The organism is Candidatus Poriferisodalis sp. (genome assembly GCF_965214215.1).
GTDB lineage: Bacteria > Actinomycetota > Acidimicrobiia > Acidimicrobiales > Poriferisodalaceae > Poriferisodalis.
The window spans coordinates 1,773,382-1,791,990 of sequence record NZ_CBDCBD010000003.1 but is presented as its reverse complement, the minus strand read 5'-3'; the positions used below and the strand labels follow the sequence as shown (position 1 = coordinate 1,791,990).

Annotated in this window: 15 protein-coding genes; 3 read left to right on the top strand and 12 right to left on the bottom strand. The window is 68.3% G+C overall.

The annotated features are described in order from the left end of the window. Positions 1–9: 9 nt before the first annotated feature. The 3 genes from ACOOF5_RS10490 to ACOOF5_RS10480 all read right to left on the bottom strand — a co-directional run bounded on the left by ACOOF5_RS10490 (position 10) and on the right by ACOOF5_RS10480 (position 4,231). Complete coding sequence (locus tag ACOOF5_RS10490; protein ID WP_420438878.1) at positions 10–891, bottom strand: class I SAM-dependent methyltransferase; 882 nt, start codon at positions 889–891, stop codon at positions 10–12. Positions 892–1,025: 134 nt separating this feature from the next. Continuing rightward, positions 1,026–1,733, bottom strand: a complete 708-nt coding sequence (locus ACOOF5_RS10485; protein ID WP_420438876.1) for a ribonuclease HII — start codon at positions 1,731–1,733, stop codon at positions 1,026–1,028. 122 nt (positions 1,734–1,855) lie between these two features. Then, the gene (locus tag ACOOF5_RS10480; protein WP_420438874.1) at positions 1,856–4,231 is read right to left on the bottom strand and encodes a hypothetical protein; all 2,376 of its coding nucleotides are present in this window, start codon (positions 4,229–4,231) and stop codon (positions 1,856–1,858) included. 113 nt (positions 4,232–4,344) lie between these two features. On the opposite strand from ACOOF5_RS10480, the gene cofC reads away from it, so the two are divergent. Continuing rightward, entirely contained in the window at positions 4,345–4,971 is a 627-nt protein-coding gene (gene cofC, locus ACOOF5_RS10475) for a 2-phospho-L-lactate guanylyltransferase (RefSeq protein WP_420438872.1), read from the top strand. A 22-nt stretch (positions 4,972–4,993) separates the two neighbouring features. Then, on the top strand, positions 4,994–5,713 hold the full coding sequence (locus ACOOF5_RS10470; RefSeq protein WP_420438870.1) for a PIG-L deacetylase family protein: 720 nt from the start codon (positions 4,994–4,996) through the stop codon (positions 5,711–5,713). 188 nt (positions 5,714–5,901) lie between these two features. Here ACOOF5_RS10470 and ACOOF5_RS10465 read toward each other — a convergent pair whose 3' ends face one another. The 3 genes from ACOOF5_RS10465 to ACOOF5_RS10455 form a co-directional block, all read right to left on the bottom strand. Then, on the bottom strand, positions 5,902–7,602 hold the full coding sequence (locus ACOOF5_RS10465; protein ID WP_420438868.1) for a DNA-methyltransferase: 1,701 nt from the start codon (positions 7,600–7,602) through the stop codon (positions 5,902–5,904). Between the two features lie 103 nt (positions 7,603–7,705). After that, on the bottom strand, positions 7,706–8,020 hold the full coding sequence (locus ACOOF5_RS10460) for a type II toxin-antitoxin system PemK/MazF family toxin (RefSeq protein WP_420438866.1): 315 nt from the start codon (positions 8,018–8,020) through the stop codon (positions 7,706–7,708). Then, on the bottom strand, positions 8,007–8,228 hold the full coding sequence (locus ACOOF5_RS10455; protein ID WP_420438864.1) for a toxin-antitoxin system protein: 222 nt from the start codon (positions 8,226–8,228) through the stop codon (positions 8,007–8,009). Before ACOOF5_RS10455 ends, ACOOF5_RS10460 begins: the two co-directional genes overlap by 14 nt. Positions 8,229–8,542: 314 nt before the next feature. On the opposite strand from ACOOF5_RS10455, the gene ACOOF5_RS10450 reads away from it, so the two are divergent. Continuing rightward, the gene (locus ACOOF5_RS10450) at positions 8,543–9,328 is read left to right on the top strand and encodes an endonuclease/exonuclease/phosphatase family protein (protein ID WP_420438862.1); all 786 of its coding nucleotides are present in this window, start codon (positions 8,543–8,545) and stop codon (positions 9,326–9,328) included. Positions 9,329–9,456: 128 nt separating this feature from the next. Here the strand turns inward: ACOOF5_RS10450 and ACOOF5_RS10445 are convergent, their stop codons facing one another. The 6 genes from ACOOF5_RS10445 to ACOOF5_RS10420 all read right to left on the bottom strand — a co-directional run bounded on the left by ACOOF5_RS10445 (position 9,457) and on the right by ACOOF5_RS10420 (position 18,586). Continuing rightward, positions 9,457–10,425 (bottom strand): helix-turn-helix transcriptional regulator, encoded by a 969-nt coding sequence (locus ACOOF5_RS10445; RefSeq protein ID WP_420438860.1) that lies wholly within the window; start codon positions 10,423–10,425, stop codon positions 9,457–9,459. Next, positions 10,422–11,420, bottom strand: a complete 999-nt coding sequence (locus ACOOF5_RS10440) for a helix-turn-helix transcriptional regulator (protein WP_420438858.1) — start codon at positions 11,418–11,420, stop codon at positions 10,422–10,424. Before ACOOF5_RS10440 ends, ACOOF5_RS10445 begins: the two co-directional genes overlap by 4 nt. 78 nt (positions 11,421–11,498) lie before the next feature. Beyond that, positions 11,499–13,910 (bottom strand): xanthine dehydrogenase family protein molybdopterin-binding subunit, encoded by a 2,412-nt coding sequence (locus ACOOF5_RS10435; protein ID WP_420438856.1) that lies wholly within the window; start codon positions 13,908–13,910, stop codon positions 11,499–11,501. Further along, positions 13,907–15,565, bottom strand: coding sequence for an FAD binding domain-containing protein (locus ACOOF5_RS10430; RefSeq protein WP_420438854.1), 1,659 nt, complete (start codon positions 15,563–15,565; stop codon positions 13,907–13,909). The genes ACOOF5_RS10435 and ACOOF5_RS10430 overlap by 4 nt, the downstream gene beginning before the upstream one ends. A gap of 95 nt (positions 15,566–15,660) precedes the next feature. Next, positions 15,661–17,310, bottom strand: a complete 1,650-nt coding sequence (locus ACOOF5_RS10425; RefSeq protein WP_420438852.1) for a class I adenylate-forming enzyme family protein — start codon at positions 17,308–17,310, stop codon at positions 15,661–15,663. Continuing rightward, a complete protein-coding gene (locus ACOOF5_RS10420; RefSeq protein WP_420438850.1) occupies positions 17,300–18,586 on the bottom strand; it encodes a DUF4032 domain-containing protein in 1,287 nt (428 codons plus the stop codon). Before ACOOF5_RS10420 ends, ACOOF5_RS10425 begins: the two co-directional genes overlap by 11 nt. Positions 18,587–18,609 lie beyond the last annotated feature (23 nt).

Here is an 18,609-nt window from a genome sequence, read left to right as displayed (position 1 = left end):
GCTCGCGACTCAATTGCTGGCGGTGACGATCCAGGCCGCGGCGGGGAACACCACTCCGCGGGCTGTCTCAAATGGGGCGAGGGCTGCGGTCACGGCCTTGCGTACTTGGGCGTGCGCCTGCGCGGGATGGCCCTGCAACGCCCGGCGTGCAATGCCGAGATCCATCGCGAACTCGACCGTCTCCTCCAGCGGTCCGGTACTGAAGAGAACTTCGGTCTCGTGGGATTCCAGCGAGACATTCGACCACCCCGCATCGCCGAGCACGCCTCGCACGAAGTCGGGATCGGCGAATGCGAACGGATCCACCGACGGCCCCCCACTGGGCATCTCCACAATCTCCAGCACCGCCCGGTTGACCGTGACCAGCCACGGATTCTGTCGTGGCGTCTGCCAGCAGGCGAAGGCGAGCCGGCCGCGGGGCCGAGTTGCCGCCCGCAGGTTGGCGAACGCCGCCACCGGGTCCGCGAAGAACATCACGCCGAACCGGGAGTAGACCAGATCAAAGCCGTCGAAGGCGCCGTTTCCGCCAGAAGCGATGGCGGCGACGTCCGCCGTTTGGGCGTCAGCCACCTCGAATGCGACGGGTGCGGCCGCCGGGCGCCGGGCGGCATGTGCAGCCGCCCGCTGCCGAGCTACCTCAACCAACGTCTCGCTGATGTCGAGGCCGAGCACCGAGCCTGTGACGCGTTCAGACCACTGCAGGGAGGTCTGACCGCAACCGCAGCCAATGTCGAGCACGTTCGCACCGGCCAGCAGACCCCCGACAGCATCCATCGCCGCTGCGCCGATATGAGTCAGCTGTGCGTCGAGTCGCTCTTGCTGCTGCACCCAGATGTCGGCGTTGCGCCAGAACTCGCGCTGCTCCGCGTTGGGGTCGTCACTCTCACTCATCGAGGGTCCCTCCCTGAGGCTGCCTCCTTCTAGCAGCCTCGGCGCAGCCGAGCGGCGAGCAGCCGTTCCACACAGTGAAGATATTGGCAGCGAGCGGGCCGTCGGCGTGTTTCACCGTTGCTCTAGCCAGTGGCTCAAAACAGGGCCGTTTCGGGTCCTGCGACGGCGCTGGCGTAGGTCGCTAGCGCCGTGGGGGTGTCGCAGTGCGCTGCACGCGGCACGGGCTCGGCGTTGGGCAGAGCGTCGGCGAACGACCAGCTCAACCGGTGGAGGGCGCAGGGGCCATGCGTGGCGAGCGCTGCGCGGTGGACCGGAGCCGGGTAGCCCTTGTTGGACTCAAACCGGTATGGCGGGAAGTCGGCCGCCAGAACCGTCATGATCCGGTCACGGACGACTTTGGCCATGATCGACGCCGCCGCGATCGACAGGCAGCGCCGGTCGCCTCCGACGATCGCTTCGCTGGGACGCCAGTCCACGAAGTTGAACTTTCCGTCGAGCAGGACCCGGTCGGGGTCGACCCCAAGTACGCCGAGGGCCCGTCGGGTCGTCAGCCGCAACGCATCGGTCATTCCCAGTTGGTCGCACTCGACTGGTGTGGCGTGCCCCACCGACCACGCCCGGGCCCAGCCGTCGATGCGGTCGAAGAGTTCTTCGCGCACCGAAGGCCGGAGCTCTTTCGAGTCGCGGATGCCGTTGACGCGACCGTGCGGCGAGACCACGACTGCGCCGACCGTCAGAGGTCCTGCCCAGGCGCCACGGCCCACTTCGTCGACGCCGACGACCGTCGCTTCGCCGGCCTCCCAGCACTGCCGCTCGAAGGTCAGGCTCGGCCGCGCCGTCATGGCTTCGAAGCTAGTTGGCGGCCCTGTGCCGCTCTGGGCCTGCGCTCAATTTCTGGAGCCCTGCCGCTCTCGACCCGCGCCCCTCTAGACCCCTGCTGCGATCAGTCGCTGCTGGGGCGCCGCTATCCCGCCGGGGACGGCATCGGCGCGAGCAGCGTTTCGCCCCGCCACTGCGTCGCGCTGAACGCAGGGTCCAGTCCGGGCGCAGTGACCGTCGGCGCTTCGCCGCGGGCGTCGTGCGGCACCACGTCCCACAGCAGCGCCGGCCGCTCGCCGTGCCAGCGGACCGCCCACGACACAGGGCCGATCCGGGTCGGAACATCGTGCACCTCAACCGGCTGACCCAGCCACGCCGCCGGCCAGTGCGCGGCGAGTCGCAACTCGGCCCGCCCGCTGCTCGCCACGCCGCGGTCGGGTGCATCGACCAGCAGTCGCAGCAGCGCCCGCACGAATGTCCCGCCCACCACGAGGTCATGTCCTGTCCCGTTTGTGCCCGTGTGCAGATCGGGATGCATGAACGTCGGCCAGCTCAACGTCGGCGATGCCACCGAGACCAGAGCCTCAAGTCGCTCGAAGGCACGCCGCGGCGCGGGTCGCGCCTCAGCGAAGGCGAGCAGCGCTGTGGCCACGATGTCATGACCGCACGACGCAGCAGTGTCGGCTACGAAGTCGGTCGGTGTGCCATCAGCTGGCTCGGACCCTACGAACGGCAACGGCGGCGCCCACGGCACGGCGGCATGGATCCACAGCCCGGTGTCCTGCGAGAGCCATTCCCAACGTTGGCTCGGGGCCGCCGGCGCCTCATCCCACGACGTCTCCCACGGCACGCGCCCCAGGGCGTCGCGGTAACTCGGCGGGGACTCGGGGGTGCCTTTCACGTCGATGCGCAACGCCTCGGGCAGCGACATCGCCTCACGCCATAGAGCATCCGCCGCACGCGTCGCTCCCAGCCGAAGCAACAGCCGGTGGCCGGCTCGCAAGCCCTCCCGAATCGTCCATGACTGTTCTCGCTGGTCAGCGCGACGCGTCAGCAGCCATCGGGCGCCCGATGCCGCAAACTCCCCGATGGCCTCCGCATATTCCGGGTCAGGATGCAAAGACAGCAGATGCTCGGCGAGCACGAGAGACGTGCCCGTCACCGAAGCGCCCATGCTGGAGGACTCGCCTGACGAATCCTGCGCTTGGGCCTGCCGCAACAGCAGATCCCGGACCTGTGCGGGCAAGCCCGACTCGACAAGCGCCAGCAGCTGCACGAGGTCGTCGCCGGGCAGTTGCCCATCGGCGTCCAACGCCGACGCAAGCATCGGTCCGTCTATGCCGGGGCCGTCATCGAACGGAGCCGTCGACAGCAACTGCGCCGCGCGTGCGCCCAGCGCAGCCTCCGCCAGCCGACCGCCGGGCAGCTCAAGTCGGCAGCCCGCCTCGACCCGCTGGCGCCAGCCATTGGCCACCCGCTCCACGCCGGGTACCGCATCGAGCACAGCGCCTCCGAGCGCGGAGCTGCCGACATCGTCCCATGCGATAGCCGAGCCTCGCCCGACGACGGCGGCGCGCAGCGTCGCGCCGGCGACCAGCGGGAAGACCGATGCGGTGTTGGCCAACCGCTGCGGGCACATCACCGAGGCCGGGTCGCGCTCGATTCGCGGCGCATACGCCGGATCGGCGGAAGGCGCGCCTCCCCCGATACTGACCGGAGTCGCACTTGGCTGGCCGGTGGAGACCTGACCGCCAGACTCGGCAAGCGTCGCCGCGCAGTCAGTCCCGTGACTGCCGACCACGACGTCGCCCGGGACGCGATCGAAGATCACCGCTGCGCGGCCCACCGCACGGCTCAGACCGTCGTCGATCGTCATCACCCGGCCATCGACGGAGATCTCGCCGATGCCCCACGCGTCCGACCATCCCCACATCCCGCCTTCCGCATGCCCAAATGCGCCCAGGTGGTACGGCCGCGCGGCGAGCGCAACCGCCACAGGCGCCCGGGTGCGATTGGCGATCTCCACCACGAACACCTCAGGAACGGCACTCGCGCCGTCGCCGGAGGGCCGTTTGCCTCGTCGCTGTCGGACATGGCGTTCCGTGTCATCGATCTGTACCGAGGCACCCCGGGCCGCCGCCACCCGGTGCACAACGTCGCCGCCGCCGACGCGCATGATCGTCTCGACCACCGGCATTCCGTCCACCAGGCGCTGCCGCACCGAGGCCGCCCGTGACGGGAAAACCCAATCCTCGCCAGCACGCACCCACCAGTCGAGCGACCATCGCGACCACACCACGAGCCCGCGGGGATCGACTCGGGCACGGTCGAGCGTTTCGGGAAGCCCGATGGTTGTCCATGATCGGCCGAGGGTGTTGGACAGCACACCGTCGGTGACGTGCTCGGAGCCGCTCCAGTAGCGGACTTCGCTGGGCCCAGGCGCATGGGCAGCCGAGCCCGGATCGAGCTGGCGCTCGGCCCACCACGCACGCACCCATCCCGCTGGGGGTTCACTCAGCACCGCCTTGTCCTAGCAAACCGCTGGCTCCGATCCTCGGCAGACGCGGCTCGGGCCCAACCCCGTGGGTCCCCGACTGCACCACAGCCCGAAGCATCCCCATACACTCGCCGCGGGTGACCGCTACCGGCGTCACGCCGACCGTGCTCATACCCGTGAAGGGCTTTCGACTTGCGAAGGGCCGGCTCGCGGATCGCCTGAGCGAGAGCCAGCGCCATGAGCTGGCCCGCACGATGGCGGCCCAGGTCGTCGAGGCTGCAGGCTCGTTGGCTGTCCGGGTCGTCTGCGACAACGACGAAGTGGCCGACTGGGCCCGTTCGGCGGGAGCAGAGGTGCTGTGGATCGAGGCCAAAGGTCTGAATCCCGCCGTCACCGCCGCCGTCGCAGCGCTCGAAGCGAACAACCTCGGCGCTGACGGCACAGGTCCCGGCCACGTTCTGATCGCTCACGCCGACCTGCCCCACGCCGAGACGCTCGGCGGCCTCGCCGAAGCGGGCACCGTCACGATCGTCCCCGACCGCCACCTCGACGGCACCAATGTGATGGCGCTCCCGCTGGGGACCGGTTTCGAGTTCCACTACGGAGCGGGCTCGTTCGCGGCCCACTGCGAGGAGGCACTTCGCCGCGGCCTCGATCTGCGAGTGCGGCGGGTGCGCGCACTTGAGTTCGATGTCGACACGCCCGACGACTTTGACGCCGCCGGCCTCGACCTGCCCAGGCCCTCCGATGCCTCCTCAAGCTGACTTCGCTGGATCGGGATTCTCCGTGGACCTGCGGGTTCCGGCCTCCGCACTCGTCATCGCCGCACATCCCGACGACGCCGAGTTCGACTGCGGGGCGACGCTCGCGAAGTGGGCGGCTGCGGGGACGGTCGTGCATCACTTCGTCTGCACCGACGGTTCCAAGGGCACGTGGGACCCTGAGTGCGACCAGGCCGCCCTGGTGCAGACCCGCCAGGTCGAGCAGCGCGCCGCAGCAGCCGCGCTCGGTGCCACAGGGCAGGTGCGCTTCGGCGGCCATGTCGACGGCGAGCTCGACAGCGATCTTGCAACCCGTGCGCAGATTGCACAGGTCATCCGCGAGCTGCAGCCCGCTGTCGTGCTGGGCCACGATCCATGGAAGCGCTACCGCCTGCATCCCGATCATCGCCACGCCGGGCTGCTGGCCGTCGAAGGCGTCGTCGCCGCACGCGATCCGTTCTTCTTTCCCGAACAGGGCCTGCCGCCGCACCGGCCCGACGAGTTGCTGCTGTTCGAGGCCGATGAGCCCGATCACGCCGAGAACGCCGAGGGCTGGACGGCCGCCAAGACCGTCGCGCTGCTGTGCCATCGCAGCCAATTCGTGGCCACCCACGACATCACCGACCCCGACGACCCAGCCCAAGTGCAGCGATTCGCCGACTGGGTAGACGCCGTGGCAGCCGCCAGCGGCCTGCAGGCGGGCCTCGCCTGCGCCGAGCTGTTCAAGCGCATCGACAGCCTCTAGGCGTCTGGTCGGAAAGGGGTCTCGGCTGGCACGGCAAGCCGCTGGCCTACGACTTCGCATTCGTCGGCCATCCGAGAGCCGACCCATTCAGCACCCCGTCAGCGTTGCAGCCGATGGGCTGGACCAGCGCGCCACCTCGTCGGCGTCACGCTGTCGCCAGAGTCGGCAAGGCACGCTTGCGACGCGGCCTACAAGACCGCTTCGATCTCGGTGTCGTCCCAGCAGCCCGCCAGCGGAATAGCTGCCCCATCGGAATAGCGCGCGAGCCGCGCAGCAGCAGCACCATCGAACAACTCGATGACATCGAAGACGGCAGACGGTCCAAGCGTGTGCAGTGCGCGATGGCCCTCGGCGCCCCGACGGGGCAGATGCGGCGTCAGCAGCAACAGCCGGGCGTCGGGCTGAGCGGCGGCGAGTACCGACGCCCGCCCCAGTGCCTTCCACAGCGTGTCTGTGCGAAGCAGACCCGGGCGCACAGTCGTGAACGCACCGGCGACGTCCGCCCACCACTGCTCACCGGCACGGTCCACCACCAAGAAGCTGAACTGGACACCCGTGCCGCGCAATTTCGCAGGGCTACGAAATATCTCGAAACCGCAACGCTCGAGCAGTTCGGCGGCGATGTCATGCGCTTTGCGACCTGACTCGACGGCCTGTTGGGCGAATGCATCCGCCGTGATCGAGTCGTCGATGGCCGGCGGCCCGTCCGCTGCAACGAAACCGGTGTCCCCCGGGACATCAGCGCTCTCGACTTCGGAGAACAGGCCACCTGCACGCACCGGCATCGACGGCAACACGGCGGCGGCCGAGATCCCCGGCGTCGGCTCTGCATCCGCGGACGCCGCAATTGCTGCGGAACGGTCGAATAGTGGCGGCTGCATGACGGGACGCTGGCGCTGCCGCCACGAGCCGTGCGCCCGGGCGACCCGTGAGCGGGCCAGCTCCACGTAGTCGGGATCGAGGTCGTAGCCCGCCGGGCGCCGGCCGCACAGCACGCTCGCGACCAATGTGGTGCCCGAGCCCATGAATGGGTCGAGCACCAGGTCGTCCTCGTAGGTGTACAGGTCGATCAGGCGACGGGGCAGCTCGAGCGGGAACGGGGCGGGGTGCCGCACCCGCTGCGCGCTCTCAGGACCCATGTCCCACACGTCGAGCGTGGCTTCCATGAATTCATCTGTCGACAGGCTGGTGCGGAACGGCAGTCCCTCTGCCTCGCGCTGAGATGCCGAGCGGGCCCGGTCGAATCTGCCCTTGCTGGCGATCACGATCCGCTCGGTGGTGTCGCGCAGGGTCGGGTTGGACGGGCTGCGGAACGACCCCCATGCGCACGACCCGCTCGAACCCTTGCTCTTTTGCCACACGATCTCGCCACGCAGCAGCAAGCCGAGTTCCTCGAAGATCTTGGCCACGTCGCCCGACAGACTGCGGTAGGGCTTGCGGCCCAGGTTCGCCACGTTGACGGCGATGCGGCCGCCCGGCTCGAGCACCCGCACGCATTCGGCGAACACGTCACGCAACATGTCGAGATAGTCGAAGTAGCTGGTCGGGATGCGGCTGTCGGAGTCTGCAGCAAGAGCGTCCTCGTAGGACTTGCCCACGAAGTACGGCGGTGAGGTGACCACCAGCGCCACGCAAGCATCGGGCAAGGCAGACATCTGGCGAGCATCGCCGCAGAGACAGCCGTCGCCGAGACGTTCGGCCAGCTCCCCGTCGAACTCGGGACCGCGGGCCACCGTGTCGTCGTCAGACAAGACCGGCGGGGTGAAGCGTTCATAGAACGCCGACGCGTCGTGGCCTTCCCGCCGGGAGGCGCCGAATCTCGACGTGGCCGTTCGGCGAGCGGTCGGCGTGACGGTACGCGTTCCGCCCAATGGCTCCCGGAGAGTCATTTCCCACAGGGTACCGCTCAACTCCAGCGATATCGAACGAACGCGCGCCTGCCAAGAGCACGCCGTCGAGGCAGCCTGGCTCAGGCGTCGTGGACAGGGTCTGTCAGAGTCCGATCAGGTCGGCAATGAGTTCGCGGATCTGTCGCAGCACGACGGGTCCGATGTTCGTGCCGGTCTCCTCGACGACGCGGTCGACGCTGAGGGTGGTGGGCAGGTGTGCCTGGGCGACTCCGAAGCCGGCGACGTCAACCTCGCTCAGCCACCCTCGGTTGGTCGTGGTCAACGGAACGACCACGATCGCGCGCTGCCGGAACTCCAGCACCTCGTCGGCCGTGACCACGACGGCTGGCCGTATGAACCCCGGTTCACCTCTCGCAGGCGTTCCGAAGTCACAGCGGACGACGTCACCCGCTTGCATCGGCGACATCGCTCGCGGAAGCATCGAGCACGGCTTCGTCGTCGGGATCGAGCGGTGCGCTTGCGAGCTGGGCCCCGATGACGCGGCGGCGCTCCCGCCGGATCAGCTTCTCGATCTGCGCGTCGAACGTCAGCCCCTCGCGATCGGCAAGTTGACGCAAGGCATCGCGAGTTCGCACCGAGACCTTGATGGTAGTCGACTCAGGCATACCATGCAATATACCAATCGGTTGTGACTTTCGGTTGTTAGCTCTGCCAATACTCAACTCGGCGATCCGCTGTCGCCTCGCCGTGCATACGTGGCGCGGTCAACCGTCAGCTAGGCGTCGTGGAGAACCATGCGGACTGCCAGCGGTTCCATGTTGCCGCCGGTCACCAGCACGCCCCACTCGTTCCAGATGACGCCGCACAGGATGTGCAGTGCGGTGTGGGTGCGCATGAGCTGCAGGCGCCGCTCCCAGTCGATCGTGCCGGTGACCGTCTCCCCCGCCGCAGGTTGCCATTGCCGAATTACGGTGACGCCGTGCGCATCGTGACCTGGAACCTGTGGTGGCGCTTCGGCGACAACTGGGAGGCTCGCCATCAGGCGATCACCACCACGCTCGCCGAACTCGAACCCGACATCGTGTGCTGCCAGGAGATTTGGGCAGAGCGCGATGGCGCCAACCAGGCCGACCTGCTCGGCGAGGCGCTGGGCATGAACGTCGCTCACCATCCGAGATTCGGGCAGCGGGGACTGTCGTTCAGCAACGCGATCCTCGCCAGCGCGCCGATCAACGCATCAAGCTCGCACTCGCTCGCGGTGGGCGACCAGGCCGCCCACCGGACGGCCGTGGTGGCCCAGGTGGCTCGCCCCGGCGGCGACCTGACCATCATCTGCACTCACCTCGAGCACCGCTTCCACCTCAGCGAGATCCGCCAGGGGCAGGTAGCCACGCTGTGCGAGCTGGCAGCACCGCATCACGACCCCGAGGGATTTCCCGTGGTCATGGCCGGCGACTTCAACGCCGTGCCGACCTCGGACGAGATCCGGCTGCTCACCGGCGAGCGGCCGCCTCCCGTTCCCGAACTGGTCTGGAGCGATGCCTGGGCGCAGGCCGGCGACGGCCCGGGCTGCACATGGAACGGCCAGAACCCCTACCTGTCCCAAGCCATGTGGCCGAACCGGCGCATCGACTACGTGTTCGTCGCCACGCCCCGGCCGCGCCCGCACGGCAATATCGCGTCCATCGAGATGATCGGCGCCGAACCTGTCGACGGCGTGGTGCCCTCGGACCACTACGGCCTGGTCGTCGACCTCATCGACTGACCTCGTTCACTGAGCATCGGGTGCCGCTCAGAGGCTGAGCCCCGGCCCCAAGCGGCCTGCGAGCGCAGTGAACGAGAGCGGGAGACAACCGGTGCGACCACGGGAAAGCTCGCCTGTGGGCGGGTCCTCTAGTTCTCGTACAGCTCCAGGATTGCGGCGGCGGTCGACTTGCCGGCTTCGGCCAGCTCGGGCGGCAGCTCTGCTGCGTTGACGATGCGAGTGTCGGCACCGAGGCGCAGCAGCATCTGGCTGAGAACCCACGGGCTGCTGAGCGCATAGGTCGCGACGCAGCGATCCCCGTCGGGCACCACGTCACGCGACGCAAAGGCCTCGATGCGCCACAGGTCCGATCGGGGAATCGACAGCACGACATCGGTGGTCTCATCGAACTCAGCGGGTGTCACACTCCTCATTTCCCGCGCACGGGCGGCGCTGTCATGGGGTTCTCCGGTATCGATGCATTCCTCGATGCGGTCGACCCGAAACGAGCGCATGTCCGCCCGCAGATGACACCATCCCCGCAGGTACCAGTGGCCGTCATGAAGCGAGACCTCCAACGGGTCCACCCGGCGTACGGACACCTCGTCAGTGCTCGGCGTGTAGTAGTGAATCCGCACCGTCGTGCGGGCGTCGCGTGCCGCCTGCAAGGTGGGCAGGCTGCGCGGCAGCGGCAGGTCGACCGACACACGGATGCGCTCGCCGTAGGCCCGACCCAGCTTGTCGAGCGCAGTCGCCAGCGCACCGGACCGGTCGGCGCCACGCAGTGCGAGCGCGGACTGGCCCGCCACCAAAATCCCGAACGCCTGGCGCGCCGACAGGTCGAGAGGGCGGTCCAGCATCGCGCCCGGCTCGACATGCACCCAGGCATCGCCCGCGTCGCTGTCGCTGTCTCCGAAGACGACGAAGCCGAGGTTCTGATACGCGCCCGCTCCCACGACCTCGTAGCACATGGCCGCGTGCAGCAGTTCGTATACCGCCTCGGGTGGCATCCCGAATCGCTCGGCGATGTCCGCGACTTTCGCACCGCCGCGCTCGACAACCCACGGAACGATCGCAAGCAGCTGCTCGATCTTCGCCGTGGTGCTGGGGCCTCTCACCGCTGCACCGCCTCGGTTTCGCCGGCCAACGCCGTCAGCCACGAGGTGATGTCGGCCACGAGCTCGGGCGGGGATTCCACGACGGCGTGACGGCCCATGTCCAGCAGCCACGTGCGAAACGCCGCGCGGTTGCGGACCCGCGCCTCGACGGTCACCGAGCCGTCGTCGTGCCGCTCGATCACCGTGCCGCGCTCAGCCGTGGGCTGGGAAGCCATGGTGGCGTCGATGCGAACCCGAGCCATGAGGTCGTCGCCGAAGTCGATCTCCATCGGCTCGGACGGCAACAGGCCTGCCACATCGACATCGGCCCTTCCGAAGGCGCCCCGCTCGCCCACCCGCACGTCGCCCTCCATGCGATCCACCCTGAACGTCTTGGCGGTGTCGTCCTCCATTGCTGCGAGGTACCAGTAGCCGGCCCGGCACAGCAGTGCGAGCGGCTGCACATCACGCGCGCGCCCGCCGTAAGCGAACCGGACCGTCGCTCGCTCAGCCGCAGCGACCGCCAGTGCAGGCAGCAGAGCGCTTGCCGACTGCTCCGCAGCATCTGCGGTCTCCAACGCCAAAGCAGCCTCGGGCTGATCGACATCTCCGAGGGGCTCGGCGGCGGTCTCGCTCGTGAGCTTGGCAACGGCCTCGAGGTCCCACGTCTCGCCGATGTCCACCGCGGCCGCAGCGAAACGAAGCGCCACCTGCTCGTCGGGTGTCAACTGCAAGTCGGGCAGGAAATAGTCCTGGCGCCGGATCGTGTAGGACGTGGCGCCGTCGTGCTCCATCGTCTCGGTGATGCGCACGCCGAGATTGCGGATCAGTGCTTTGTCTCGCTCGAATGAAGCGCGGGAACTCTGCAACAGGCGCCGGTCGGTGGTTCCCTCAGGCGCATACAACCCGGTGTCGCGCCAGATCTGCTCGCGGGTCTTGGGCACATCACGCGCGAGCAGGTACATCATCAGTTCCATCACGCGCTCGGTGGCGTCCGGACGTGATCGCGAGGCCACATTCGGGAGTGTAGAGCTGCCCCGAGGGCCGGCTCGGGGAGTTACAGCGCAGACTGCCGAGCGGTCCCGCGGCGGGGGCTATCGCGTGACGCCGGCGCCCCGAAGTGCCGTCCACACCCGCTCGGGGGTCAGCGGGAAGTCGTCCATCCACACGCCCGTTGCATCCGCCAGCGCCGCTGCGACTGCGGGTGCGTAGGGGATCACGCCCATCTCGGCCATGCCGCGGGCGCCGAATGGGCCAAGCGGGTCGGCCAGTTCGAGCACGACGCTCTGCGTGGTGACCGGGATGTCGCCGATGCCGGGGATCAGGTACGTGCTGAAGCGGGGGTTCAGCAGACGACCCTCCCGGCTGCGCAGGTGCTCGCTGAGCACATGGCCGTGCGCCTGTGCCACTGCGCCCTCGATCTGGCCCACGACGAAGCGGGGGTTGATGGCCCGGCCGACATCGTTCGCGCTGATGACACGGTCGATGCGGATATGACCGGTGTCAATGTCAACGGTCAGCTCGATGTGCTGTGCGACGTACCCATAGGTGAAGTTCGGGGTTCCCTCGCCGGTCTCGGGGTCGAGCTCGGTGGTCGGCGGGGGCGTGAACCGGAAGTGCCCGGTCGCCGGTCGATCGCCCTCGCGCCACGCCTTCTCGGCTTCCTCCGCGGCGCCCAGGATCGAATTGCCTGCCATCCAGGTGAGCCGCGATGCCGACGCCGAGCCCGAGTCGCCCGATGTACCGGTGTCGCTGAAGCGGCCCACCACTCTGGCCGGATCGACGCCGGTCGCCTCGGCGGCCATCTGCAGGAATGCGGTGTGCGCACCTTGACCTACATCGGCGCCGGCGTGGGCCAGCTCGACCGATGTCGGTATGTCGTCGCTGGGCTCGCCGTGCAGCACGATCGTGGCTTCGCAACGCTCGGGGAACCCGAACGAGAAGCCGACGTTCTTGAAAGCACAGGCGAAGCCGCTGCCGCGTCGCAGCGACGAGGGTTTGGGCGGCAGCGATCCGAACGGGCTGAACAGCGCTGGTTCATCGGCCGCGGGGCCATCAGGTCTCGCGGCGCAGGGCGCTGAGCTGGCGTCATCGCCGTCGACGTCGGCGCAGCCAGCACCAACCTCCGCCGGCGCGGCCAACGATTGGGCGGCGGCGCTGGCACACGCCTCGATGACCTCGGGCATCGTCACGCCGGCGGGCATCGGGGTGTGGGCGATGCTCAGCGATCCCTCCCGCAACGTGTTGACGCGGCGGATGTCGATGGGGTCCATGCCCAGCGCTTCGGCCAGCTTGTTCACCTGGCACTCCACGGCGAAGGCTGCCTGCGGCGCGCCGAAGCCCCGAAATGCGCCGCCGGGCGTGGCGTTGGTGTACACGACATGGGTGTCGATGGCGGCATTGGGCAGCTCGTAGGGCCCGCCGAGGCCGAGGTGCAGGTTTCCCATCACCTTGTTGGAGGTGTAGTTGTAGGCACCGGCATCCAGCCAGGCTTCGGCCTGCGCGGCGGTGATCTTGCCGTCGCGGTTAGCACCCCAGCGAGCCCAGATGCGTCCGCGGTGTCGCTTGTGGTGCCCGACGATGGATTCCTCGCGCGACCACTGCATGGCTACCGGGCGGTGTATGCCCTGCTCGGCCAGCCGCGTGGCAGCCAGCGCCAAGACGATCTGCATCGAGGTGTCCTCGCGCCCGCCGAACGCACCCCCAATGGCGGGATAGCGCACCCGGATGCGTTCTTCAGCCAGGTCGAGGGCGTGGGCTATCTGCTCGCGGTCTTCGTGTACCCACTGGCCGGCGATCTCGACGTTCACGATGCCCTCGGCATCGACCCACGACGTGCCCGCTTCGGGCTGGAGGTACGCGTGCTCCTGGTAGGGCACCTCGTAAGTGGCCTCCACCACTGCGCTCGCGGCAGCGAAGCCTGCGTCGAGGTCGCCCTTGAGGGTACGCATCGACTCGTACAGATTCGAGCCGATGCCGTCATAGGGGTGCACGAGGGGCGCGTCGGGCGCGAGCGCCGCATCCAGATCGGCCACGATGGGCAGCGGTTCCCAATCGACGTCGATGACGGCCGCAGCAGTACGCGCTTCGCTGAGGCTCTCGGCCACGATGAGCGCCAGATGGTCGGCCTCCCAGCGGGACACATCGCAGGGCACTTGGCTGCGGCCGGTGTGGTCGAGCCCGACGAAGACCGGCTGGTCGAACTTGGTCAGCCCGTACTCGTTGCATGGCACATCGGCCGATCCGAGCACAGCGACGACGCCAGGCGAGCGCTCGGCGCCGCCGAGATCGAGACGGCGCAGGCGAGCGTGGGGCTGGTCGGTGAACACCGCGAAAGCCCACAGCGCATCTGCGGGAACACGGTCGGCGGGATAGCCGGCGAGGCCGGAGACCTTGGCGGGACCATCGGCACGCGGCGGCGACTCTCCCAGGCCGCCGGCGGTCGGCGGCGCCATCTCGAGCTCGATGGCCGCGCCGGGCGTTCCAGGAGCGGCGCCCTCCCTCACGACAAGCCCCCCGAGCCAGGCGCCTGAGGGACAGCCCCTGCATCAACCGCGGCGGCCTCTACCGCCTGTGAGTCGACCGAGGCGCTTCTCACTGGCTGTGTGTCAACCGAGGCGGTTCTCACCGCCACTGCATCAACGGATGCGGCTCTCACCGCCTCGATGATCGTGCAATAGCCGGTGCAGCGGCAGAGGTTGCCCGACAGCCCGGCGGCGATCTGGGAGGACGTGGGCTCGGGGATCTCGTTGAGCAGTGCCGCAGCGCTCATGACGAACCCGGGCGTGCAGAACCCGCATTGTGCCCCGCCGGTGTCCACCATGGCCTGCTGGAACGGATGCAGCTCACCTGCTGGCGAGGCAACTCCCTCCACGGTCGTGATCGTGGCACCCTCCGCACGTCCCGCTGGCACCAGGCACGAGAACACAACTGCCCCGTCGAGGTGCACCGTGCAGGCGCCGCACTCGCCCTCTGCGCATCCCTCCTTGGTGCCAGTGAGCCCCAGGTCGTCGCGCAGCCAGTCCATGAGAGTCTTGCCCGCTGCGCCTGCTGCACCGCGCACTGAGCCGTTCACCGTTGCCGTGACGACATCGTCGGCTTTCGCCAGTGACATCGGCGCCGTCGGGGAGCGGTCCGGGTTCGCCGACAGCACCAGTCGCGGCGGCTCATGGGGCCACCGCTCAGCCTCGGTGCCGCCAGCCAGCGCTGCAACGGCGCGCTCCACCACGACGCCGACAGCATGCGACCGATACTCGGCACTGCCGCGGATGTCATCGATCGGCGTCGCGGCGCGGCGCGCAGCATCGACGATGTCGTCGATCGCCTCGGTCAACTCGCGGCCCATCGCCAGCTCGGCGGCTTGGGGCACCGTGATGATCGTGGGAGCGACGCTCCCGAGCGCCACGATCAAACCCGAGACAATCCCATCGCCAGCGACGGCCCCGCCGTTGGTGTGCACCACCACTGCCGCATGCACAACCGAGATGGCCTGCGCCCGGCGCAAGCCGAGCTTCACGAAAATGCCTCGCCGGCGGTCGGTACCGAGACTCCCCTGCGAACCGTCATCGACTCGAGGAACCTCAGCGGCACCGGTCGTCGGTCCGTCGAGCGCGTCGAAGGCGATAGCGGTGACGATCTCATCAGGCTCAAGGACGGTTTGGCGGAATCCGGTGAAGAACTCGCCAATCCGAACAGTTCGTTCACCGCGCGGCGACATCATGGTGACCTCGGCACCGAGTGCCACAAGCGCGGAGATGGTGTCGTTGGCAGGGCTCGCCGTGACGATGTTGCCCACCACGGTCGCACGGTTGCGCAGCGGCGGCGACCCAACCTCCAAGCAGGCCTGCGCCAGCGGCAAGCCTGCGGCGAGCATCGGCGCCGAAGCGATCACATCCGCGTGGGTGACTAGCGGGCCCAGTGTGACCCGACCGCCTTCGTACGAGACCCGGTCGAGGCCCGCCACGCCGGAAATGTCAACGAGCAGTTCCACGCCCGAACGCGCCCCGCGGCTCAGCTCCAGCATCAGATCGGTGCCCCCGGCGATCAGTCGCGCGGCGGCGCCACGGGATGACAGCAGATTCGCTGCCTCGTCAAGCGAGCCGGGGGCCACGTATCGACTTGGCAACGGGACTGCCCGCTGAACCTCGTGAAGCTGAAACATGCCGCATACAAGGGTGTCAGATGTGCGACCCGCGGGCGACACCGATGCCCGCCAGCAATTTCTTGTGTCGTCAGAAAGGCCGGCCTGGGGCGCGGTCAGCTCAGGGGCCGACGTGTGCTGCGAGCTCGTGCCGCAGCAACTTGCCGAGCGCATTGCGGGGCAGCGCCGAGATGCGGTAGGTGCGGCGCGGGCGCTTGTAGTAGGCGAGCCGCTCGCCCACGTAGTCCTTCAGCTCGTCGTCGTCGGAAGTCGCGGTCGGCTACGACGTAAGCGACCACGACTTCACCCCACTCAGGATCGCGTTCGCCCCCCACGGCGCATTCGATGACCTCAGGGTGGGAGGCGATGGCTTCCTCGACCTCGCGGGGATACACGTTGAAGCCGCCGCAGATGATGAGCTCCTTGGCCCGTCCCACGATTCGCAGGTAGCCGTCGTCCCACACGCCGAGGTCGCCAGTGCGAAACCAGCCGTCGTCGAAGGACGCTGCATTGTCGCCAGGCCGTTCCCAGTAGCCCGAGAACACATTGGGTCCCCGCACCAGAATCTCTGTCGCGCCAGCACCGGCCACCGGGTCGGGTTCGCCGTCACTGGCATCGAGTGCATCGAGGCGCACCTCTACGCCCGGCAGCGGGAAACCGACCGTGCCGGCGCGGCGCGGCTCGTCATGGGGATTCGACACCAGCATGACGGTCTCGGTCATGCCGTAACGCTCGATGACGTGCTGATCGCTGGCTTCCCGCACGGCATCGTGGAGCTCAGCAGGCATCGGCGCCGAACCCGACACGCACAGCCGCAGCGCCGACAGCTCAGCGGCCCGCGGCGAGGCCACCAGCCGCGAGTACATAGTCGGAACGCCGAAGAACATCGTTGCCCGATGCTCAGCGATCGCATCGAAGACGTCGTCGGGGTCGAAGGTCGGCAGCAACACGGCCCGCGCACCGACGGTGAGCGTGCCGTGCAGCCCGACGCCGAGACCATGCATGTGGAACAGCGGCAACGCCAGCACAAGCACGTCATCTGAGGTCCAGCGCCACGCCAATTCCAGCGCCCGCACCGACGCCAGCAGGTTCGCATGACTCAGCACCGCTCCTTTGGGCCGTCCAGTCGTGCCGGACGTGTAGCCGATGAGCGCCGGCTCGGTGCTCGAGCGCAGGCGGGCCTGCTCCGCGAGGTACAGATTGCCAGCGGCGAGATCGACAGCGGCACTGCCTTCGTCACCGATGTCACCGAGTCCGGCGGCGTCGAAGCGGTCGGTCAGCACCGCCGGATCTGCTGAGGTGATCCACTGCTCCCACTCGCCCGGACTACCGACATCTTCGATCAGTGCCGCCGCAGGACGGCAGTCCGTCACGACATTGCGAACTTCGTCGGCGCGGTAGGCGCCGTTCAGCGGGACGACCACCGCCCCGATTCCCAGCAGCGCAGCGTGGGCAGCGACGAGCCGCGTCGAACTCGGCCCGCTCATCAGCACCCGGTCGCCGGCGACGATGCCCACACTCGCTAGGCGCCGCGCGACCTCTTGTGCGCGTTCAAGCAGTTGGGCGCCAGTCACCCAGCCCTCGCTCACGTCCCACACCACAGGGCGCTGCGGGTCCGACGACCAGCGGTCCAGCCACACGCCGGGCAACGTGCCGCCCGCGCCCAGATCGACATCGCCGGCACTCCAGCCAGCCGGCAGGTGTCGGTGCCAGTCCGACGCCCGGTTCGAATCGAGTTCAGGGTTCGAAGCGGGCTCAGGACTCATCGGGAGCGGTCAGCATTCTCTCGGCGGGAAGCTTGTCGAGCACGTCGGCGACAAAGGTGACGAGCGCTTCCTCATTGTGGACTTGGCGGCCTGCCGCTGTGGAGCGCTCGTAACGATGCTGGATGAACTCGTAGATCAACTGCGCGTTGTCGAGACGGTCCCGGTAGTGCTCAGGAATGGCATCGATGACGGGCTCGTAGCGCTCCGACAGCCAGCGGTAGGCCTTGACCGCCTCAGGCAGCGGCGCACCGGCTTCGCGCTCCAGCAGCAGCCCGTACGCATCGAGCGCGTTGAGCAGCGTCCGGGCCTGGTTTTCCTGCACCTCCAGCCCGGTGAGCCTCCGCAGGCGCAGGTGCGCGTGGCCTTCCTCCACCACGACGGGGCGGATGCGCAACCGGGTCCCGTCGGCAGACCGCACAATCGAGAGTTCTTCGACATCGAAGCCAAGTTCGTTGAGCCGTTCGATGCGGGCGTTGATGCGCCAGCGCTCCTCCGCCGACACGGTCTCTTCGTGAGTGAGCTCCGCCCACAGCCGCCGGTATCTGTCGATGAGCTCCTGCCCGGTCTCATACGGATCGATCGAGTCGTCGAGCAGGCCACCGCTCTGGGCATCGAGCAAGCCTCCGACGATGTTCTCAGCGCCGGCCTCCAAATCGTGGGCCCGCATGGCGTCGCTCAACTCCTGATGGCACTCGGCCGTCTCGGCATCGACGAGATACGCCATCAACGCGCCTGCGTCGCGACGAAACAGCAGGTTGGCAAGCGACATGTCTCCCCAGAAGATGCCGTCGAGATGCAGCCGTGACAGCAGCACGACCGCTGCATCCAGCAGCCGATCGCTCAGCATGGCGGCCGAGGTGGTGTGAAACAGGTGCTGGTATGGCAGCGAGAAGTCCAGGTAGCGAGTGATCAGCACAGAGTCCAGCTCTGCGCCGTCACGAGCCGTGCGGCCGCTGACGACGCCGACCGGCCGCACCGCAGGCAGCCGTTCGTCGGAGAGGTGGCGCAGCACCCGGTATTCGTGGGTGGCGAGCCGATGCGGCAGCTCTTTCAACGCGTAGATCCGCTCGTCATAGCGGACCATGCGCACGACATGTCGGCTCTGCCCCCTGCGGAGCGCGACGAGGCGATCCGTGACGCGATTCCAGCCCTCGAGGGGATGCTCCCACGGCAGATCCAAAAAGTCGGGATGCCCTTGCCGGGTCACTACCGACAGGTCCGCGGCAGCAATCTGAGACGCTGGGCCGGTCGCTTCAGCGAAGTGTTCGGGTGTCACCGTGATGAGGGTCCGATGCGCCG

Coding starts and splice junctions, on each gene's coding strand:
- ACOOF5_RS10490 (WP_420438878.1), bottom strand. CDS start 891: ATGAGTGAGAGTGACGACCCCAACGCGGAGCAGCGCGAGTTCTGGCGC.
- ACOOF5_RS10485 (WP_420438876.1), bottom strand. CDS start 1,733: ATGACGGCGCGGCCGAGCCTGACCTTCGAGCGGCAGTGCTGGGAGGCC.
- ACOOF5_RS10465 (WP_420438868.1), bottom strand. CDS start 7,602: ATGACTCTCCGGGAGCCATTGGGCGGAACGCGTACCGTCACGCCGACC.
- ACOOF5_RS10460 (WP_420438866.1), bottom strand. CDS start 8,020: ATGCAAGCGGGTGACGTCGTCCGCTGTGACTTCGGAACGCCTGCGAGA.
- ACOOF5_RS10455 (WP_420438864.1), bottom strand. CDS start 8,228: ATGCCTGAGTCGACTACCATCAAGGTCTCGGTGCGAACTCGCGATGCC.
- ACOOF5_RS10430 (WP_420438854.1), bottom strand. CDS start 15,565: ATGTTTCAGCTTCACGAGGTTCAGCGGGCAGTCCCGTTGCCAAGTCGA.
- ACOOF5_RS10425 (WP_420438852.1), bottom strand. CDS start 17,310: ATGAGTCCTGAGCCCGCTTCGAACCCTGAACTCGATTCGAACCGGGCG.